The organism is Rhizobium sp. BK512 (assembly GCF_014194915.1).
Classification (GTDB): Bacteria; Pseudomonadota; Alphaproteobacteria; order Rhizobiales; family Rhizobiaceae; genus Rhizobium.
Window position 1 is genome coordinate 76,646 of record NZ_JACIAS010000006.1, and the last position, 16,766, is coordinate 93,411.

Sequence of the window (16,766 nt, forward strand, 5' to 3'; positions counted from 1 at the left end):
TTGGGCGGACTCTGAGGTTCGCCTCCTCTCATGAAGAGACGGAATCGCCATGGCGCAACCACCTGCACTACCCCTTCCGAAAGCCGCCCCAAGTCTGCGTGATATCGGTTTTGCCTTGGGCATCATCGGTATTATCTGCATCCTCTTCCTGCCGATCCCGCCGTTTTTGATCGACATGGGCCTGGCCTTCTCGATCGCCTTCTCGGTGCTGATCCTCATGGTCGCGCTGTGGATCCAGAAACCTCTCGAATTCTCGTCCTTCCCGACCATCCTTCTGATCGCGACAATGACGCGACTGGCGTTGAACATTGCCACGACACGCGTCATCCTTTCGCACGGCAACGAGGGACATGACGCGGCGGGCGGCGTCATCGCCGGCTTTGCAAGCCTGGTCATGTCCGGCGACTTCGTCATCGGTCTGATCGTCTTCCTGATCCTCATCACCATCAACTTCATCGTCATCACCAAGGGTGCGACGCGTATCGCAGAAGTGGGCGCGCGTTTTACCCTGGACGCCATCCCCGGCAAGCAGATGTCGATCGACGCCGACCTTTCGGCCGGCATCATCGACGAGAAGGAAGCCCAGCGCCGCCGCAAGGAACTGGAAGAGGAAAGTTCTTTCTTCGGTGCGATGGACGGTGCCTCGAAATTCGTTCGCGGTGACGCTGTCGCCGGTCTTCTGATTACCGCCATCAACGTCTTCGGCGGCATCATCATCGGCTATTTCCGCCATGGCATGCCGATCGGCGAAGCAGCTGACGTTTTCGTCAAGTTGTCGGTCGGTGACGGCCTCGTCTCGCAGATGCCGGCCCTCATCGTCTCGCTCGCCGCCGGCCTGCTCGTCTCGCGCGGCGGCACCACCGGCTCCACCGACCAGGCGGTCGTCAATCAGCTGAGCGGCTATCCCCGCGCACTCTCCGTCTCGGCCGTGCTGATGTTCGTCCTCGCTCTGATGCCGGGCCTGCCGTTTGTGCCCTTCGTGATCCTCGGCAGTCTTCTCGCCTTCGGCGCCTGGTTCATTCCGCGTCAGGCCGAAGCCGAAAATCTGCTTCGCCGTGAAGCCGAGGAAAAGAAGGTCGTCCAGACCAAGGAGCTCGAAAAGGACTCGGTCAAGGCGGTGCTGCGCACTTCCGAAATCGAGCTCGCTCTCGGCAAGATGGTCTCGACCCGCCTGCTCGGCGCCCATCAGGAACTCGCCTTCCGCGTCGGCAAGATGCGCAAGAAGTTTGCCACCCAATACGGCTTCGTCGTGCCGGAAATCAAGGTCACCGACGATATCGGCATCCCCGAGAAGTCGTACCAGATCCGCATTCACGGCACGACTGTCGCCTCGAACCTGCTGCGTGTCGGCGAAGTTCTCGTCGTCACCGGCGCCGGTCGCAAGCCGAGCATTCCCGGCGACGAAATCCGCGAACCCGCTTTCGGCATGCCGGCGGTTTCGATCCTCGAAAACTTCGCCGAAGACTTGAAGCGTGAAGGCTTCCAGCCGATCGACAACGTCTCGGTCGTGCTGACGCATATGAGCGAGGTTATCAGAAACAACCTGCCGCAGCTTCTGTCCTATAAGGACGTGAAGATCCTGATCGATCGTCTCGACCCTGAATACAAGAAGCTCGCGGATGAGATCTGCTCGTCCCACATGTCCTATTCGGGCCTGCAGGCGGTGCTGAAGCTGCTTCTTGCCGAACGCGTCTCGATCCGCAACCTGCACCTCATTCTGGAAGCGGTCGCAGAACTTGCCCCGCATGTCAGGAAGACGGAGCAGATCGTCGAGCACGTCCGCATCCGCATGGCCCAGCAGCTCTGCGGCGACCTTGCCGACAACGGCGTGCTGCGCGTGCTGCGGCTCGGCAGCAAATGGGACCTCGCCTTCCACCAGGCGCTCAAGCGCGATGCCAAGGGCGAAGTCGTCGAATTCGACATTGATCCGCGCACGCTCGAAGAGTTCAGCGAACAGGCGACGAAAGTTATCCGTGAATTCATGGACAGAGGCCTGCCTTTCGCCCTTGTCACCTCACCGGAAACGCGCTCCTATGTCCGCATGATCATCGAGCGACTCTTCGCAACACTTCCCGTTCTCTCGCATGTGGAACTGGCCAAGGGCATCGAAATCAAGATTCTGGGCTCGATTTCATGATTTCAGACCCGCAAGGGACAGTTCTGGCGCTGTTTCTGGTTTTCTGCCGGATCGGTGGCTGCGTGCTGACCCTTCCGGGTTTTTCGTCGGGCCGCGTGCCGGAGCAATTGCGCGTCTTCATTGCAGGCGCGCTTTCGCTTGCCGTTCTGCCGGTGCTCTGGGACACGGTCTATCCGTCGGTCCACACCAGTTCCGGCACCTATATCGGCCTGATTTTCAGCGAATCACTGATCGGTGTGATGTATGGCATGCTCGCCAGGCTCTATACGCTCGGTCTGCAGTTCGCGGCCACGATCGTCTCGATGATGGTCGGCTACACGCAGCCGAGCACGTCTGACATCGTCGAAGATTCGCCCGAAATCAGTCTGACGGCCTTTATCACGATGACCGGCCTGATGGTTCTCTTCATCATGGATTTCCATCACATCGTTTTCCGCGCGCTGATCGATTCCTACACGACCATGCCTTTCGGCGGGTTGATGCAGTTGCGCTCCACGCTCATCACCTTCACGGATACGCTGGAGCAGACCACCTACATCATGCTGCGGCTTTCGAGCCCCTATTTGATTTACGGACTGATCTTCAACATCTCGATCGGCTTCATCAACAAGCTCGCGCCGCAGATCCCGGTCTACTTCATCTCCACGCCCTATCTGCTCATGGGCGGCCTCTTCCTGCTCTATTTCTCGATCGCTGCATTGATCAGCCAGTTCGCCCAATCCTTCGGCAGCATATTCGTGGGAAAGTGAGGGGCGATGATGGAGAAGAAGCGCTCCGACAAGCTCAAGCGTCTGGTCACGGTTCAGCGGCATCTCGAAAAAATGGCGGAGTACGATCTGGCGGAAACCAGCCGCCAGCGCGCCGAAGTCAATGCAGCCATGGATGTCGCCATTCTAGCGCTCGGCTCGCTGGACCCTGTCCATCGTGCTTTCTCGCAGAGTTATGCCGATCGTTTCGGCAGGCTGAGCATCAAGGATCAGCAATTGACCGGCATGCAGCAGGTCCATGAAATGCGCCTGACGCGCGAGCGCGCCAAGGGCGACCGGCTGGAGGAAAGCATGCTCGATGCCCTTCAGGCCGAGCGTCGTGAGGCGGATGACAATGCCGTCTACGATGTAATCGATCAGCAGTTCGCAACGCCAGCCTCCAGCAAGCTTCAAAAATGATAATCGCCACGATCTTACATTAGAGGATTGTATCGTGGCTATTTCACCCCCCAGCGATCTGGTGATGGACGTCGTCAAGGCGGCCGACCCCATGGAGGTTCAGGCTGCCCAGGAAAAGCTGAAAGCCAGCCGCGCCGCTTTTGCTGCGACAAGCCTGGCCGACAGCGGTAACGGTTTCTCTTCCGCAGTCGACATTCTCGACAACGTCAAGCAGAAGACCGGCCTGCACAATATCCAGAACCGCGAAAAGACCGAGGACGTGCCGGAAACCTACCGGAAGTTCGAGGCTATGGTTCTGCAGAATTTCGTGAAGTCCATGCTGCCGAGCGATGCCGAGAATGTCTTCGGCAAGGGCGCAACGGGCGATATCTGGAAAGGCATGATGGCCGAGCAGCTCGGCAACGTCATGGCTCAGGGCGACGGCATCGGAATTGCCAAGCAGATGTATTCCGAGCAGTTGCGCCGCCAGGAAGGCAAGATCGTCAACGCCTCCACGGATGAAGACGACCGCAAGACTGCAATGAGCATGATCGACGACTTTCAACGCAAGACCTTCGGCACTCCGACTGCCGACAATAAGTCCGCAACAAGCGACGCATAATCGAGGATAAAATGGAAATAGTTTCGAACGAATACAGGATCAAATCCGTTCTCGGGCGCCTCGAAATGATAATCGACAATGAGAACACTCGGATCGGCAGCGATCCGCAGTTCGATCTCAAGGTCTCCAATGCGCACAAGAGCCGGTGCCTGTACGAGCTCTCGATGCTCTTCCGCGACACCGATCCGGCCGAGCTTGCCGCTTCGCATCTGGACCAGCTTCATGGCCTCAAGAAGAAGCTTACGCTAAACGCCCGCCGCGTCGAAGCGCATCTGGAGGCGGTTCGCGCCGTTGCCGATCTCTTGAAGAACGCCGTGCAGGATGCCGATGCTGACGGCACCTATTCCCAGGAACAGTTCGCCGCGCGGGATGCCTGATGATCAAGCTCGTCCTCACAGGCGTCTGGGTCTGCGCCGTCACGTTGGCATCGGTCTATTTCTCGGTGAACATGGCGACTGCGCCGGCGCCGGTTGAAGCGGATACCAAGCAAAGCGCGCTCGAGCTGGTGAAGGGCGAGACGATCACCGTGCCCGTTATCGGCAACGGTGCGGTCAACGGTTATTTCCTCGGCCGCATCTCCTTCATGATGCACAAGGATATGATCGCAGGCCTCAACCTGCCGATCACGGAAATGACGACCGACGAACTCTTCAGCCTGCTCGTCGGCAACAAGATGATCGACGTCTCCAATATCAAGGCCTTCGATCCCGGGGCTTTCCGCGAACAGATCAAGAAGGGCATGAACGAGCGTCTCGGCGGCGAATATGTGGCCGATGTCATGCTGGAGCAGCTCGACTATCTGTCGAAGGAAGACGTGAAGGAAACCTCCGGCGGCAAGCCGCAGAAGGTTGGAGCGCCAGTCAAGATCGTCGAGACCGCGCCCGCGTCCGAAACGCCGGCTCCCTCGGCCAGTCACTGATCACCATTGATCGGTCAATTCAAAACGGCGCCGAGAGGCGCCGTTTTTTGCGTTCTCGTCTTGGTTAATGAACTACTTATGCGCGCATGAAAATCCAAAGGTTTTTCCTAAGGGTTGTTTGAAGCAGAGTTGATATAAACGCGGCACAAGCTTGGGATGATGCCGCCACGGGTTGGGGGAAATCGCTTCAGGCGGGACGCCGCTGGTCCTCACAAGACCTCCGCTGCGGAAATGTGGGCTTGTTTTCCAGGATGTCGGGCGCATGACGCACCCTCGGCAGGAGGTTGGAATGAATTTGATTGCAAACTTCGCGGTGCTTGCATCGCGGCGGACGATTTTCGATCTGCCGGTCTGCGATCTCGGCTGGGACGACGCGCTGGTTTTCATCAACGAACTGGCTTCCATCCCTGTCGGGCAGACCGTGGTTTGCTTCGTCAACGCCCACAACATGCTGACGGCCCTGGGCGACGACGAATACTATCAGATCATGTCGCATAATCTGGTCCTGCCTGATGGTATCGGCCTCAACATCGCATCCCAGGTCACGCATGGTTCGCCATTTCCCGCCAATCTGAACGGTACCGATTTCGTGCCGGCATTCCTGACCTTCATGGAAACACCGCGCCGTATCGGTCTGATCGGCGGCGCGCGTGCGGTTGTCGAGAAGGCGGCCGAGAACTTTTCCAGGCATACGCCCTGGCACGAATTCTTCGTCATCTCCGACGGCTTTTTCGACAAGGCAAATCCGGAAGCTGTTACCGCCGAAGTGGAGCGTCAGAAGCTCGATATCCTGATTGTCGGCATGGGCACGCCGCTGCAGGAAAAATGGGTTCACCAGAATATCCGCGCCGATCACGCGCGTCTCGTCCTGACGGTCGGCGCACTTTTCGATTTCGTTTCCGGCACCGTCCCCCGCGCGCCGAAAACCGTGCGCATGATGCGTCTCGAATGGGCCTATCGCCTGGTGCAGGAGCCGGCGCGCCTCTGGCGCCGTTATATTATCGGTATCCCGATTTTCCTCTTCCGGGTCTTCCAGTATCGCTTCAGCCGGCGCGCGCGTATTCTCAGCCAGCCGGTTGAACCGACGCACGCTGCGGGCGAACAGAAGAGAATCGAGCAGATGAAGAAAGCCGGCTGATTACAGATTTCTGCAGGCTGCGGTTAACCATTTCTTTGCCATATATATTTAGAGTAGCTTAATCATCCGCGTCGGCGCGGTTGAGCGAACTCGGCTATCATGCGCATGAGATGTGACGCCAATGCACGATTCCAGGGCGAAAAGCAGTTTCCATGATCGCGCAACCAGCTTCTCGCGCGGCCAGCGGCAAAGTCACGCGGAAGAGAGCACCGGTGCACCGGAGATCCGCCCTTCGGAAGCCGAACTGCTGCACGCCATAAGCCGGCTGCTCGATGAGCAGCGCGCGAAAGCGCGGCAGACTGAACCGCTGGTCGATCGGATCGAAACGATCCTCGGTTCGCGCCTTCAGGCTGCTAACGATATCTCTTCCGTTTCCGCTCCCGCTTTTGAGCCCTGTTCTCCCGCAGCGGAGCCAGCGACGCAATACGTCCAGGTTCATCACGTCGCTCCCGTCGAAAAAGCACCCGTTTTGCCGGTTTCACGCGAAATAGGGCGCACGAAATGGCGCAGGAGCGCCCTCATCATTGTTGCCCTCTCATTCGTTGGTGCTGCCACCCCCGTCCTGATGCCATCCGCACCAGCGCGTTACACAGCAGAAACGACGCTTGCCGTGGATGCAGGCGCAGGCGACCGGGCTGCGCTTGTCGGGGAAACCGTCAGAAGACTGTTCTCGGTACCTGTCATCACCTCAGCTGTTGCAGCAATGAAGCTGGACCGCGATCCGGAATTTGCCGGCAACAATGCCAATGCACTTGGTGTTGCCTTCGAGCTTCTCTCCGGCAGCGGCGCGGCGGCTGATCCGGCATCGCGCGCCGAGGCCGCGCTGAAATCTGCCCTCGCGATTATTCCTGATGACCGCACTGGCACGATCCGCCTGATGGTAACGACGGCCGATGGCGACAAATCGACACGAATCGCCATGCGGTTGTCCGATGCGGTGACTGGCGGCAGTGCCGCGAGCAAGGCGGCCGAGACGGCCACTGCCTTGAAAAAAGAAAATGATCAGGCCCAGGCAGAGCTCATGGCTTTTGGCCAGAAGAACGGCGAGGGCAATGTCAAGGTTGCGACGCAATTGCAGCGTCAGATCGCCGGCCTCGATGCCGATCTCAAGAATGCCGACGACAATATCCTGACCGCCAAGGAACAGGCCGACAAGCTGAAGGCCGCCAAGCTCGCGGACGTGCTGGAAGGCTCGCTCCCTTCGGATATGATCTCACCCGCCCTGCAGGATCTGCGCGACAGATATGCGATTGCCAAGACGGCGCTCGCGCAGCTTTCGGCAGACCTTGGGCCGCGCCATCCGCGCCTGCTCCAGCAGCAGTCCGAGGTCGACGGACTGAAGGACAGCATCGGCAAGGAACTTGTGCGCCTCGCCCAGAACGCAAGTGGGACGGCCAAGGCCGCCGTCGATGCGCGCAGGCAACTCAGCGACCGTCGCAACGCGCTCATTGCCCAGAGCCGCGACACCGGCGTCGATCTCGCCAAGTTGACCGAGTTGCGGGAAAAGGCCTCTGCGGCCCGCTCGCGCCTGGAAGAAGAGGTTTCCACGACAGGTGCCATCGGCGACGGCAGGGTTACGGTTCGCAAACCCGCTCTTGTGCTGCCGGGTCCCGGTGGCAGCAGTTTCGCTTTCAATGCCTTGCTAGGCGGCCTTGCAGGTCTGGTCGTAGGCCTCGGCTTCGTTTTTCTGCCGCGTCGCTTCCGCTGGCAGTCCGAACAGGTGCCGGTCCTGCCGGTTGAAATTCCCGTCCAGGCTCAAATCCTTGCCCCTGTGGCCGAACTTGTGCAGGTCCCCGAACCGGAGTTGGTCCCGCAGACGGCGGACGAGGTCGATGCATTGCGCTCGCAGATCGCCAGCCTGCGCGATCGCCTACACGCCCACCAGGCTTCCCGATAGGCGAACGCCCGACGGCAGATTGCTCTTGCATTTGCCGTTTTTAAACGGGATAGGGCGTTATCGGGAAATCATTCCCGCCGTGGGCGAATAGACTGGCGCGAAACTGGGCGGAGAAGACGCGTGACGACAGTAATCGACGGCAAGCAGGTTGCCGCATCCGTAATCGAAACCGTGAAATCGGCAAATGCCGCGCTTGAAGCCGCCAAAGGCATTCAGACGGGCCTTGCGGTCATCATCGTCGGCGACGATCCGGCGAGCCACACCTATGTCAGCTCCAAGAGCCGAATGGCCAAGGAATGCGGCTTCAAATCCGTCCAGCACACGCTGCCGGTCGAGACGAGCCAGGAGGAGCTTGCCGCCCTCGTCGCCACGCTCAATGCCGATCCGTCGATCCACGGCATTCTCGTGCAGCTGCCGCTGCCCAGACATCTCGACAGCGAGGCGATCATCCAGTCGATCCTGCCGGAGAAGGATGTCGATGGCCTGAGTGTCGTCAATGCAGGCAAGCTTGCGACCGGTGACCTGAAGACCGGCCTCGTCTCCTGCACGCCGGCCGGCGCCATGGTCTTCGTCCGTCGCACCCATGGTGAGGATCTTTCCGGCCTCAATGCCACCGTCATCGGCCGCTCCAACCTGTTCGGCAAGCCGATGGCGCAGCTTCTGCTGAATGCCAATGCGACGGTCACCATTGCCCATTCGCGCACGAAGGATCTCGCCGGCATCTGCCGCAATGCCGATATTCTGGTGGCCGCCGTCGGTCGTCCGGAAATGGTCAAAGCCGGTTGGGTCAAGTCCGGTGCCACCGTCATCGATGTCGGGATCAACCGCATTGCCGCCCCCGAACGCGGCGAGGGCAAGACCCGCCTCGTCGGCGATGTCGCCTTTGCCGATGTTTCTCCGGTTGCTGCCGTCATCACCCCGGTTCCGGGCGGCGTCGGCCCGATGACGATCGCCATGCTGATGGCCAATACGGTGATTGCCGCCCATCGTTCGGCAGGACTGACGCCGCCGGTATTCTGATCAGCCGCTTTTAATCAACTCTGGGGCGCGGCGCCTGTCGAGGCCCTGACGATCAACTCGGTCTTCCAGAGTTCCTGTTCGGGGAAGGGGCCTGCCTGCTTGACCGTCCCGATGAGCCGCTGCGCGATGCGCACGCCGGCCGCCCGCAGCGACGAGCGTGTCGTCGTCAGCGGCACGGAGAAATTCTCCGGCTTCAGGAGCGGCAGCACGTCGTCATGGGCGATCAGCGAAATGTCCTCGCCGAGTTTCAATCCGGCTTGATTGACGGCGCGGATTGCACCGAGCGCAAGCACCGTACTGGAGCATAAAATGGCGGTTGGCCGATCCGGAAGCTGCAGGAAGCGCTCCATGGCGATCAGTCCTTCCTCGTCCGTCATGACCGTATGGCTCGTGCAGTCTTCCTCGAGCTCCAACCCGCGTTCGGCGAGCGCGGCGATGAGCCCGTTCCTGCGGCGAATGGCGAAATCGAGATGCAGCGGCCCGTTCATCAGCGCAAAGCGCGTGTGGCCGAGCTGCAGAAGAAGCCTCGCCGCATCGTAGAAAGCCGCCTCATTGTCGATGTCGAGATAGGGATAGTCCGGTTCCGAGCCGAACGAGCGGCCATGCACCACAAAGGGCATGGAAAGCGACTTCAACATGGCAAGCCGCGGGTCGTGGCCGCGCATATAGGCTACGAAGAGCGCGTCCACATTGCCGCTGATCGCGAGACGCCGCAGCGCTGCGACCTCGTCGTCCGGGTCGGCCGGCATGATGACGAAGTGAAAGTCATGACGCACCGCTTCCTCGCCGAGACCGGTCAGAAACTCGCCGAAATGCACGTCCGATTGATGGCCGGGCGCTGTCGGCATGACGAGGCCGATCGAGCCGGCCTTGCCGGTGGCAAGCCGCTGGGCGGCCTTGTTGGGCCGGTATCCGGTTTCCTTGACCGCCCGGAGCACGCGTTCCCGGGTTGCCTCGTTGACCTCCGGATAGCCGTTGAGTGCGCGGCTCACAGTTGTCTGCGAAAGCCCCAGCAATTCCGATAGCTGTTTGAGATTCACCTGCTATGCTTCCTCCCGGCCTGCCCTGTGGCCGTAAAATAGTGGCCGCCGCCTCCCAATGGCTTCCAAAGCGCTTTCAAATATGTAGCATCTGCTGCGCTTGACTCAAGAAAAATCGCTCCATATTCCCCATTAAGCCTTGCTGCGACGCGATACAGTGGCGGTATTCCTGCCGTTTTCGCAAAATGGCTTGACTTCATTCGGCCAAAAGGGAATGAGTTGCGTTGTCAAAGCGCTTTGAGATTTCCTTTGGATGAAATTCTGCGCTATCCGATTGTGATGGGAGGTTGATCACATGAAAAAGTCATTCTTGATGGGCGTTGCACTTGCGGCGCTTTTTGCGGGCGCTGCATCGGCAGCGGATCTGAAATTCGCACCGGGTCAGGACTCCAAGTTCAACTGGAAGAGCTATGACGACTTCAAGGCTGCCCATGCCGACCTGAAGGGTCAGCAGCTGACGATCTTCGGCCCCTGGCGCGGCGAAGACGAAGCCTTTTTCCAGAGCATCCTCGCCTATTTCGTCGAAGCGACCGGCATTGACGCCAAGTATTCCTCCTCTGAAAACTACGAGCAGCAGATCGTTATCGATACGCAGGCAGGCTCCCCGCCGAATATCGCCATTCTGCCGCAGCCGGGCCTGCTGGCCGATCTCGCGAGCAAGGGTTACCTGACGCCGCTCGGCGACGATACTTCCAAGTGGGTCAAGGACAACTACGGCGCCGGCGACAGCTGGGTCGGTTACGGCACCTACAAGGGTAAGGACGGCAAGGACGCCTACTTCGCCTTCCCTTACAAGGCCGACGTGAAGTCGCTCGTCTGGTATGTTCCTGAGAACTTCGAAGAGGCAGGCTACAAGGTCCCGACGACCATGGAAGAGCTGCATGCCCTGACCGACCAGATCGTCAAGGACGGCGGGGTTCCGTGGTGCATCGGTCTCGGTTCCGGCGGCGCAACCGGCTGGCCGGCAACCGACTGGGTCGAAGACATCATGCTGCGCACCCAGAAGCCCGAGGTCTACGACAAGTGGACTACCAATGAAGTGAAGTTCACCGATCCGGCCGTCGTTGCTGCCATCGACGAATTCGGCAAGTTCGCCAAGAACGAAAAATATGTCGACGGCGGCGTTGCAGCCGTTGCTTCGACGGACTTCCGCGACAGCCCGAAGGGCCTCTTCGCCGTTCCGCCGAAGTGCTACCTGCACCACCAGGCTTCGTTCATCCCGTCCTTCTTCCCCGAGGGAACGAAGCTCGGTACCGATGCCGACTTCTTCTACATGCCGACCTATGCCGCGCATGCCGATCTCGGCAAGCCGGTTCTGGGTGCTGGTACGCTCGTCTCCATCGCCAAGGACTCCCCGACCGCTCGCGCTTTCGTCGACTTCCTGAAGACGCCGGTCGCCCATGAACTCTGGATGGCGCAGTCGAGCTTCCTGACCCCGTACAAGGGCGTCAATGTCGATGCTTACGCCAACCCGCAGATGAAGAAGGAAGGCGAGATCCTGACCTCGGCCACGACCTTCCGCTTCGACGGTTCCGACCTGATGCCTGGCAAGATCGGCGCTGGCGCCTTCTGGACCGGCATGGTTGATTTCGTCGGCGGCAAGTCCGCTCAGGACTCTGCAGCCGAAATCCAGAGCGCCTGGGACGGCATCAAGTAATTTCCTGCCATTTCGTGCCGCCGGGCGACCGGCGGCATCACCGGAATGAACGGCCGGGCTCCAGAGGGGGAGCCCGGTTGTGCCGGATCCTGTGGTCAAACCCACAAGCAATATTGACGGTGTCCGGCATTAACCCTTCAAAATAAGACAGGGAAGCAGGGGAGGGACGAAATGCTGTCGCAGATAGTGTCCGCTTTGGGCGTCGTGGTCGTCGCCGTTTTCGCATGTTCGGCCTATTTCTTTTTCTCGAACAAGATCCTCGATCTCGCCTTGCCGGTGAAGGACGGTGATATCCGTCAGGCTTCACGCAATCTGAACCGGCGCGCGATGATCCGGCCCTGGCTGTTTCTCTTTCCGGCGCTTTTTCTGCTGATCGTCTACCTCGTCTATCCCGTCGTCGCGACCTTCATCCTGTCCTTCTACGACCGGTCGGGCAACGAGTTCGTCGGTGCGCAGAACTACCTGTGGGCCGTGAACGACCGCGAATTCCGCCAGTCGATCTTCAACAACATTCTCTGGCTGGCCGTCGTGCCCGCCTGCTGCACTTTCTTCGGCCTCGTCATCGCCGTCATGACCGACCGCATCTGGTGGGGCAATATCGCCAAGAGCATCGTTTTCATGCCGATGGCGATCTCCTTCGTCGGCGCTTCCGTCATCTGGAAGTTCATCTATGAATACCGCGGCGGCAACGATGTGCAGATCGGCCTTTTGAACGCCATCGTGCAGACATTCGGCGGCACGCCTGAGGTCTGGATTTCCGTTCCCTTCTGGAACAATTTCTTCCTGATGGTGATCCTGGTCTGGATCCAGACCGGCTTTGCCATGGTGATCCTCTCGGCCGCATTGCGCGGTATCCCGGAGGAGACGATCGAGGCAGCTGTCATCGATGGCGCCAATGGCTGGCAGATCTTCTGGCGCATCATGGTGCCGCAGATCTGGGGCACGATCGCCGTCGTCTGGACGACGATCACCATCCTCGTCCTCAAGGTTTTCGACATCGTGCTCACCATGACCAACGGCCAGTGGCAGACCATGGTACTGGCGAACCTGATGTTCAACTGGCTGTTCCGCGGCGGCGGCGATTCCGGCCGAAGCGCTGTCATCGCCATCATCATCATGCTCGCCGTCACGCCGATCATGGTGTGGAACGTGCGCCGCGCCAATGCCGAACTGAAGGGACGCTGAGATGACGAGAGCTGCAAGCTACTTCAAGATCGGCCCGGCCCGTCTTTTCGTCCACTTCTGCGTTCTCGTCATCGTCATCATCTGGCTGGTGCCGACCCTCGGCATCTTCGTCAGTGCGCTGCGCGACAAGGACCAGATCACCGTTTCCGGCTGGTGGACCGCCTTTGCCGGTTCCACGCAGACTGTGGCCGCGCGCCTCGGCACCCCCGATCAGGCAAAGCAGGAAGGCGATATCTATGTGATCACGGGCAACGTGCTGGCCGATCAGCCTGGCCGCTCGGTCAAGGCCTTCGGCGTACGTGTGCAGCAGCCTTCGGCTTTCGAGGCTGGTCAGACCGCTGATCTCGGCGAGGGCGAAAGCTTGGTCATCAACAGCGATGGCAGCTACCGCTACATGAAGAATGTCGCCTTTGCGCCTGATGAACGTCCGCGCCGCATCTATGTCGCGGCATCGGCTCCGCCGGAATTCACGCTCGCGAACTATAAGACCGTTCTAACGAGCGAGGGTATCGGCCAGTCCTTCATCAACTCTCTGACAGTGACCATTCCGGCGACCATCATCCCTATCCTGATCGCCGCTTTTGCCGCCTACGCGCTGAGCTGGATGGAATTCCCCGGCCGCGCGCTTCTCATTGCACTCGTCGTCGGCCTCATCGTCGTGCCGCTGCAGATGTCGCTCATCCCGCTCTTGCGTCTCTATAACGAGATCGGCACCGCGATCGGCCAGCCGTCGAAGACCTATCCCGGCATCTGGCTGGCGCACACCGCCTTCGGCATGCCGCTCGCCATCTATCTCTTGCGGGCCTATATTGCCGGCCTGCCCAAGGAGATCATCGAATCCGCCCGCGTCGATGGCGCCAGCGACTTCGAGATCTTCACCCGCATCGTTTTGCCTCTGTCCTTCCCCGCGCTTGCATCCTTCGCGATCTTCCAGTTCCTGTGGGTGTGGAACGACCTGCTTGTGGCCATGGTCTTCCTCGGCACCGACAAGGACCACCTCGTGCTGACAGGAGCGCTGAATGCGCTGCTTGGCTCGCGCGGCGGCAATTGGGAAATCCTGACGGCGTCCGCCTTCGTCACCATCATCATACCGCTGCTCGTCTTCTTCTCGCTGCAGCGTTATCTGGTGCGCGGCCTGCTGGCGGGGTCGGTCAAGGGAGGCTGATCCATCCCAAGACTTAAGCTTAGACAGGATATTCCATGAGTGTGGCTTCCCAATCCAATCTGACCGCCGACAAGGACTGGTGGCGCGGCGCGGTGATCTATCAGATCTATCCGCGCTCCTACCAGGATTCGAACGGCGACGGCATCGGCGACCTGAAGGGCATCACCGCCCGCTTGCCGCATGTGGCAAGCCTCGGTGCCGACGCCATCTGGATTTCGCCCTTCTTTACCTCGCCGATGCGCGACTTCGGTTACGACGTCTCGGACTACGAAAACGTCGACGCCATCTTCGGTACGCTGATCGATTTCGACACGCTGATAGCGGAAGCCCACCGTCTCGGCATCAAGGTGATGATCGACCTCGTCATCTCGCATTCTTCCGACCAGCATCCCTGGTTCGTCGAAAGCCGCACGAGCAAGACCAATGCCAAGGCCGACTGGTATGTCTGGGCCGATGCAAAGCCGGACGGTACGCCGCCGAACAACTGGCTGTCGATCTTCGGCGGTTCCGCATGGGCTTGGGATCCGACGCGCATGCAATATTACATGCACAATTTCCTGACCTCGCAGCCGGATATGAACCTGCATAATCCCGAGGTTCAGGACCGCCTGCTTGATGTCGTCCGTTTCTGGCTGAAGCGCGGCGTCGACGGCTTCCGCCTCGACACGATTAACTTCTATTTCCACGACAAGCTTCTGCGCGACAATCCGGCGCTTGCCCCGGAACGCCGCAATGCGTCCACCGCGCCTGCCGTGAACCCCTATAATTTCCAGGAGCATCTCTACGACAAGAACCGCCCTGAGAACCTCGAATTCCTGAAGCGCTTCCGCGCCGTGCTGGAAGAGTTTCCCGCCATTGCCGCCGTCGGCGAAGTGGGCGACAGCCAGCGTGGCCTCGAAATCGTCGGCGAATACACCTCCGGCAATGACAAGATGCACATGTGCTACGCCTTCGAATTCCTGGCGCCCGATCCGCTGACGCCGGAGCGCGTCGAGGAAGTCATGAAGGATTTCGACGCCGCCGCTCCCGATGGCTGGGCCTGCTGGGCTTTCTCGAACCATGACGTCATGCGCCATGTCAGCCGCTGGGGCGCGCTGGTTGCCGACCACGATGCCTTTGCCAAGCTCTATGCTTCGCTGTTGATGACACTGCGTGGTTCGGTGTGCCTTTATCAGGGGGAGGAACTCGCTCTCACCGAAGCCGATCTCGCCTATCAGGATCTGCAGGATCCCTACGGCATCCAGTTCTGGCCGGAGTTCAAGGGGCGTGACGGTTGCCGCACGCCCATGGTCTGGGACAGCCAAGTCGCACAGGGCGGCTTCTCGACGGTGAAACCCTGGCTGCCGGTCCCGGTCGAGCACATCCTGCGCGCCGTCAGCGTGCAGCAGGGCGACGAGAATTCCGTGCTCGAGCACTACCGCCGCTTCCTCGCCTTTCGCAAGCAGCATCCGGCTTTCGCCAAGGGCGAAATCGAGTTCGAGGATCCGCAGGGCGATGCCCTGGTCTTCACGCGCGAATACGGCAATGAGACGCTGCTCTGCATCTTCAACATGGGGCCGGCAGAAACCAATGTCACCCTGCCGGCGGGCGAGTGGCAAGCTTTGACGGGGCACGGCTTTAACAGCAACAACTACGGCGACAAGATCGATATTCCGGCCTGGGGGGCGTATTTCGCCCGCCTCGCTTAAGGATCAGGAGGGGAGAGGAAAATGACTGGACTGACGCTTAAGGATATCCGCAAATCCTACGGCTCTGTGGACGTGCTCCACGGCATCGATCTGGAAATCAACCAGGGCGAATTCATCGTTTTCGTCGGCCCCTCCGGCTGCGGCAAGTCCACCTTGCTGCGCATGATCGCCGGCCTGGAAAATATCACCGGTGGGGAGATGTATATCGATGGCATGCTCGTCAATGACGTGCCGCCCTCCAAGCGCGGCATTGCCATGGTTTTCCAGTCCTACGCGCTCTACCCGCATATGACTGTTTTCGACAACATGGCTTTTGGCATGAAGATCGCAGGCGAGAGCAAGCAGGAGATCGACCGCCGCGTGCGGGCTGCCGCCGAAAGCCTGCAGTTGACCAAATATCTCGACCGCCTGCCGAAGGCGCTCTCGGGCGGCCAGCGCCAGCGCGTGGCGATCGGCCGCGCCATCTGCCGCAATCCGAAGGTCTTCCTCTTCGACGAGCCGCTGTCGAACCTCGATGCGGCACTGCGCGTCGCGACCCGTATCGAGATCGCGCGGCTCAACGAGCAGATGGCCGATACGACGATGATCTATGTCACGCACGACCAGGTCGAGGCGATGACGCTGGCGGACCGAATCGTCGTCCTCTCGGCCGGCAATATCGAGCAGGTGGGCGCACCGCTGGAGCTTTACGAGCGACCGGCAAACCTGTTCGTCGCAAAGTTCATCGGCTCGCCGGCCATGAATATCATCCCGGCAACGATCACCGATGCCGGTGCCACGACGACGGTGACGCTGACCGGCGGCAAGTCCGTGACGCTCGATATCGCCACTGCGGCATCGGAAAAGGGCAAGCAGGCAAGCTTCGGCGTTCGCCCGGAAGACCTGCGCATCGCCGATCCCAGTGAAGACTATCTGTTCGAGGGCGAAGTCTCGATCGTCGAGCAGCTCGGCGAAGTGACGCTTCTCTACATTGAAGGCTTGGTCCAGGGTGAGCCGATCATCGTCAAGCTGCCCGGAATCTTCGATGTAAAGCGCGGCCAGAAGATGCATTTCGTGGCCGACCGGCAGAAACTGCACCTCTTCGATGCGGCCGGTCACACCTATAGGAAATGATCATCCATTTTTGGTGGAATCCTTCCTCCTGAGACTGCCA

At 59.9% G+C, this 16,766-nt stretch carries 15 protein-coding genes; 14 read left to right on the forward strand and 1 reads right to left on the reverse strand.

Translation table 11 applies throughout. The features are described from left to right. The first annotated feature begins 49 nt into the window (after nt 1-49). The 9 genes from flhA (at nt 50) to folD (ending at nt 8,878) form a co-directional block, all read left to right on the forward strand. Nucleotides 50-2,137, forward strand: a complete 2,088-nt coding sequence (flhA, locus tag FHX06_RS20990) for a flagellar biosynthesis protein FlhA (RefSeq protein ID WP_112541503.1) — start codon at nt 50-52, stop codon at nt 2,135-2,137. Beyond that, nucleotides 2,134-2,886: a flagellar biosynthetic protein FliR gene (locus FHX06_RS20995; RefSeq protein ID WP_112969842.1), complete on the forward strand. Its 753-nt coding sequence runs from the start codon at nt 2,134-2,136 to the stop codon at nt 2,884-2,886. Before flhA ends, FHX06_RS20995 begins: the two co-directional genes overlap by 4 nt. A 6-nt stretch (nt 2,887-2,892) precedes the next feature. After that, entirely contained in the window at nt 2,893-3,303 is a 411-nt protein-coding gene (locus FHX06_RS21000) for a hypothetical protein (RefSeq protein ID WP_018115118.1), read from the forward strand. 34 nt (nt 3,304-3,337) lie between these two features. Further along, the gene (locus tag FHX06_RS21005) at nt 3,338-3,904 is read left to right on the forward strand and encodes a rod-binding protein (RefSeq protein WP_029616459.1); all 567 of its coding nucleotides are present in this window, start codon (nt 3,338-3,340) and stop codon (nt 3,902-3,904) included. A gap of 11 nt (nt 3,905-3,915) precedes the next feature. Continuing rightward, nucleotides 3,916-4,281, forward strand: coding sequence for a hypothetical protein (locus tag FHX06_RS21010; protein ID WP_018115116.1), 366 nt, complete (start codon nt 3,916-3,918; stop codon nt 4,279-4,281). Further along, nucleotides 4,281-4,823 carry a hypothetical protein gene (locus FHX06_RS21015; protein ID WP_018115115.1) on the forward strand — a complete coding sequence of 181 codons (543 nt, stop codon included), beginning with the start codon at nt 4,281-4,283 and terminating at the stop codon, nt 4,821-4,823. The genes FHX06_RS21010 and FHX06_RS21015 overlap by 1 nt, the downstream gene beginning before the upstream one ends. Nucleotides 4,824-5,112: 289 nt before the next feature. After that, entirely contained in the window at nt 5,113-5,961 is an 849-nt protein-coding gene (locus FHX06_RS21020; protein ID WP_018115114.1) for a WecB/TagA/CpsF family glycosyltransferase, read from the forward strand. A gap of 121 nt (nt 5,962-6,082) precedes the next feature. Then, nucleotides 6,083-7,858, forward strand: coding sequence for a GumC family protein (locus FHX06_RS21025; protein WP_183880745.1), 1,776 nt, complete (start codon nt 6,083-6,085; stop codon nt 7,856-7,858). 120 nt (nt 7,859-7,978) lie between these two features. Next, on the forward strand, nt 7,979-8,878 hold the full coding sequence (gene folD / locus FHX06_RS21030) for a bifunctional methylenetetrahydrofolate dehydrogenase/methenyltetrahydrofolate cyclohydrolase FolD (RefSeq protein ID WP_113211397.1): 900 nt from the start codon (nt 7,979-7,981) through the stop codon (nt 8,876-8,878). Between the two features lie 14 nt (nt 8,879-8,892). Here folD and FHX06_RS21035 read toward each other — a convergent pair whose 3' ends face one another. Further along, nucleotides 8,893-9,918 carry a substrate-binding domain-containing protein gene (locus FHX06_RS21035; protein ID WP_018115111.1) on the reverse strand — a complete coding sequence of 342 codons (1,026 nt, stop codon included), beginning with the start codon at nt 9,916-9,918 and terminating at the stop codon, nt 8,893-8,895. A gap of 295 nt (nt 9,919-10,213) precedes the next feature. On the opposite strand from FHX06_RS21035, the gene FHX06_RS21040 reads away from it, so the two are divergent. The 5 genes from FHX06_RS21040 (at nt 10,214) to FHX06_RS21060 (ending at nt 16,726) form a co-directional block, all read left to right on the forward strand. Beyond that, entirely contained in the window at nt 10,214-11,575 is a 1,362-nt protein-coding gene (locus FHX06_RS21040; RefSeq protein WP_112541500.1) for an ABC transporter substrate-binding protein, read from the forward strand. Between the two features lie 171 nt (nt 11,576-11,746). Then, a complete protein-coding gene (locus tag FHX06_RS21045; protein WP_113211398.1) occupies nt 11,747-12,760 on the forward strand; it encodes a carbohydrate ABC transporter permease in 1,014 nt (337 codons plus the stop codon). Nucleotide 12,761: 1 nt separating this feature from the next. Then, on the forward strand, nt 12,762-13,925 hold the full coding sequence (locus FHX06_RS21050) for a carbohydrate ABC transporter permease (RefSeq protein WP_113211399.1): 1,164 nt from the start codon (nt 12,762-12,764) through the stop codon (nt 13,923-13,925). A 35-nt stretch (nt 13,926-13,960) separates the two neighbouring features. Continuing rightward, nucleotides 13,961-15,613, forward strand: coding sequence for an alpha-glucosidase (locus FHX06_RS21055; protein ID WP_018115107.1), 1,653 nt, complete (start codon nt 13,961-13,963; stop codon nt 15,611-15,613). Between the two features lie 21 nt (nt 15,614-15,634). Further along, on the forward strand, nt 15,635-16,726 hold the full coding sequence (locus FHX06_RS21060; protein ID WP_018115106.1) for an ABC transporter ATP-binding protein: 1,092 nt from the start codon (nt 15,635-15,637) through the stop codon (nt 16,724-16,726). Nucleotides 16,727-16,766 lie beyond the last annotated feature (40 nt).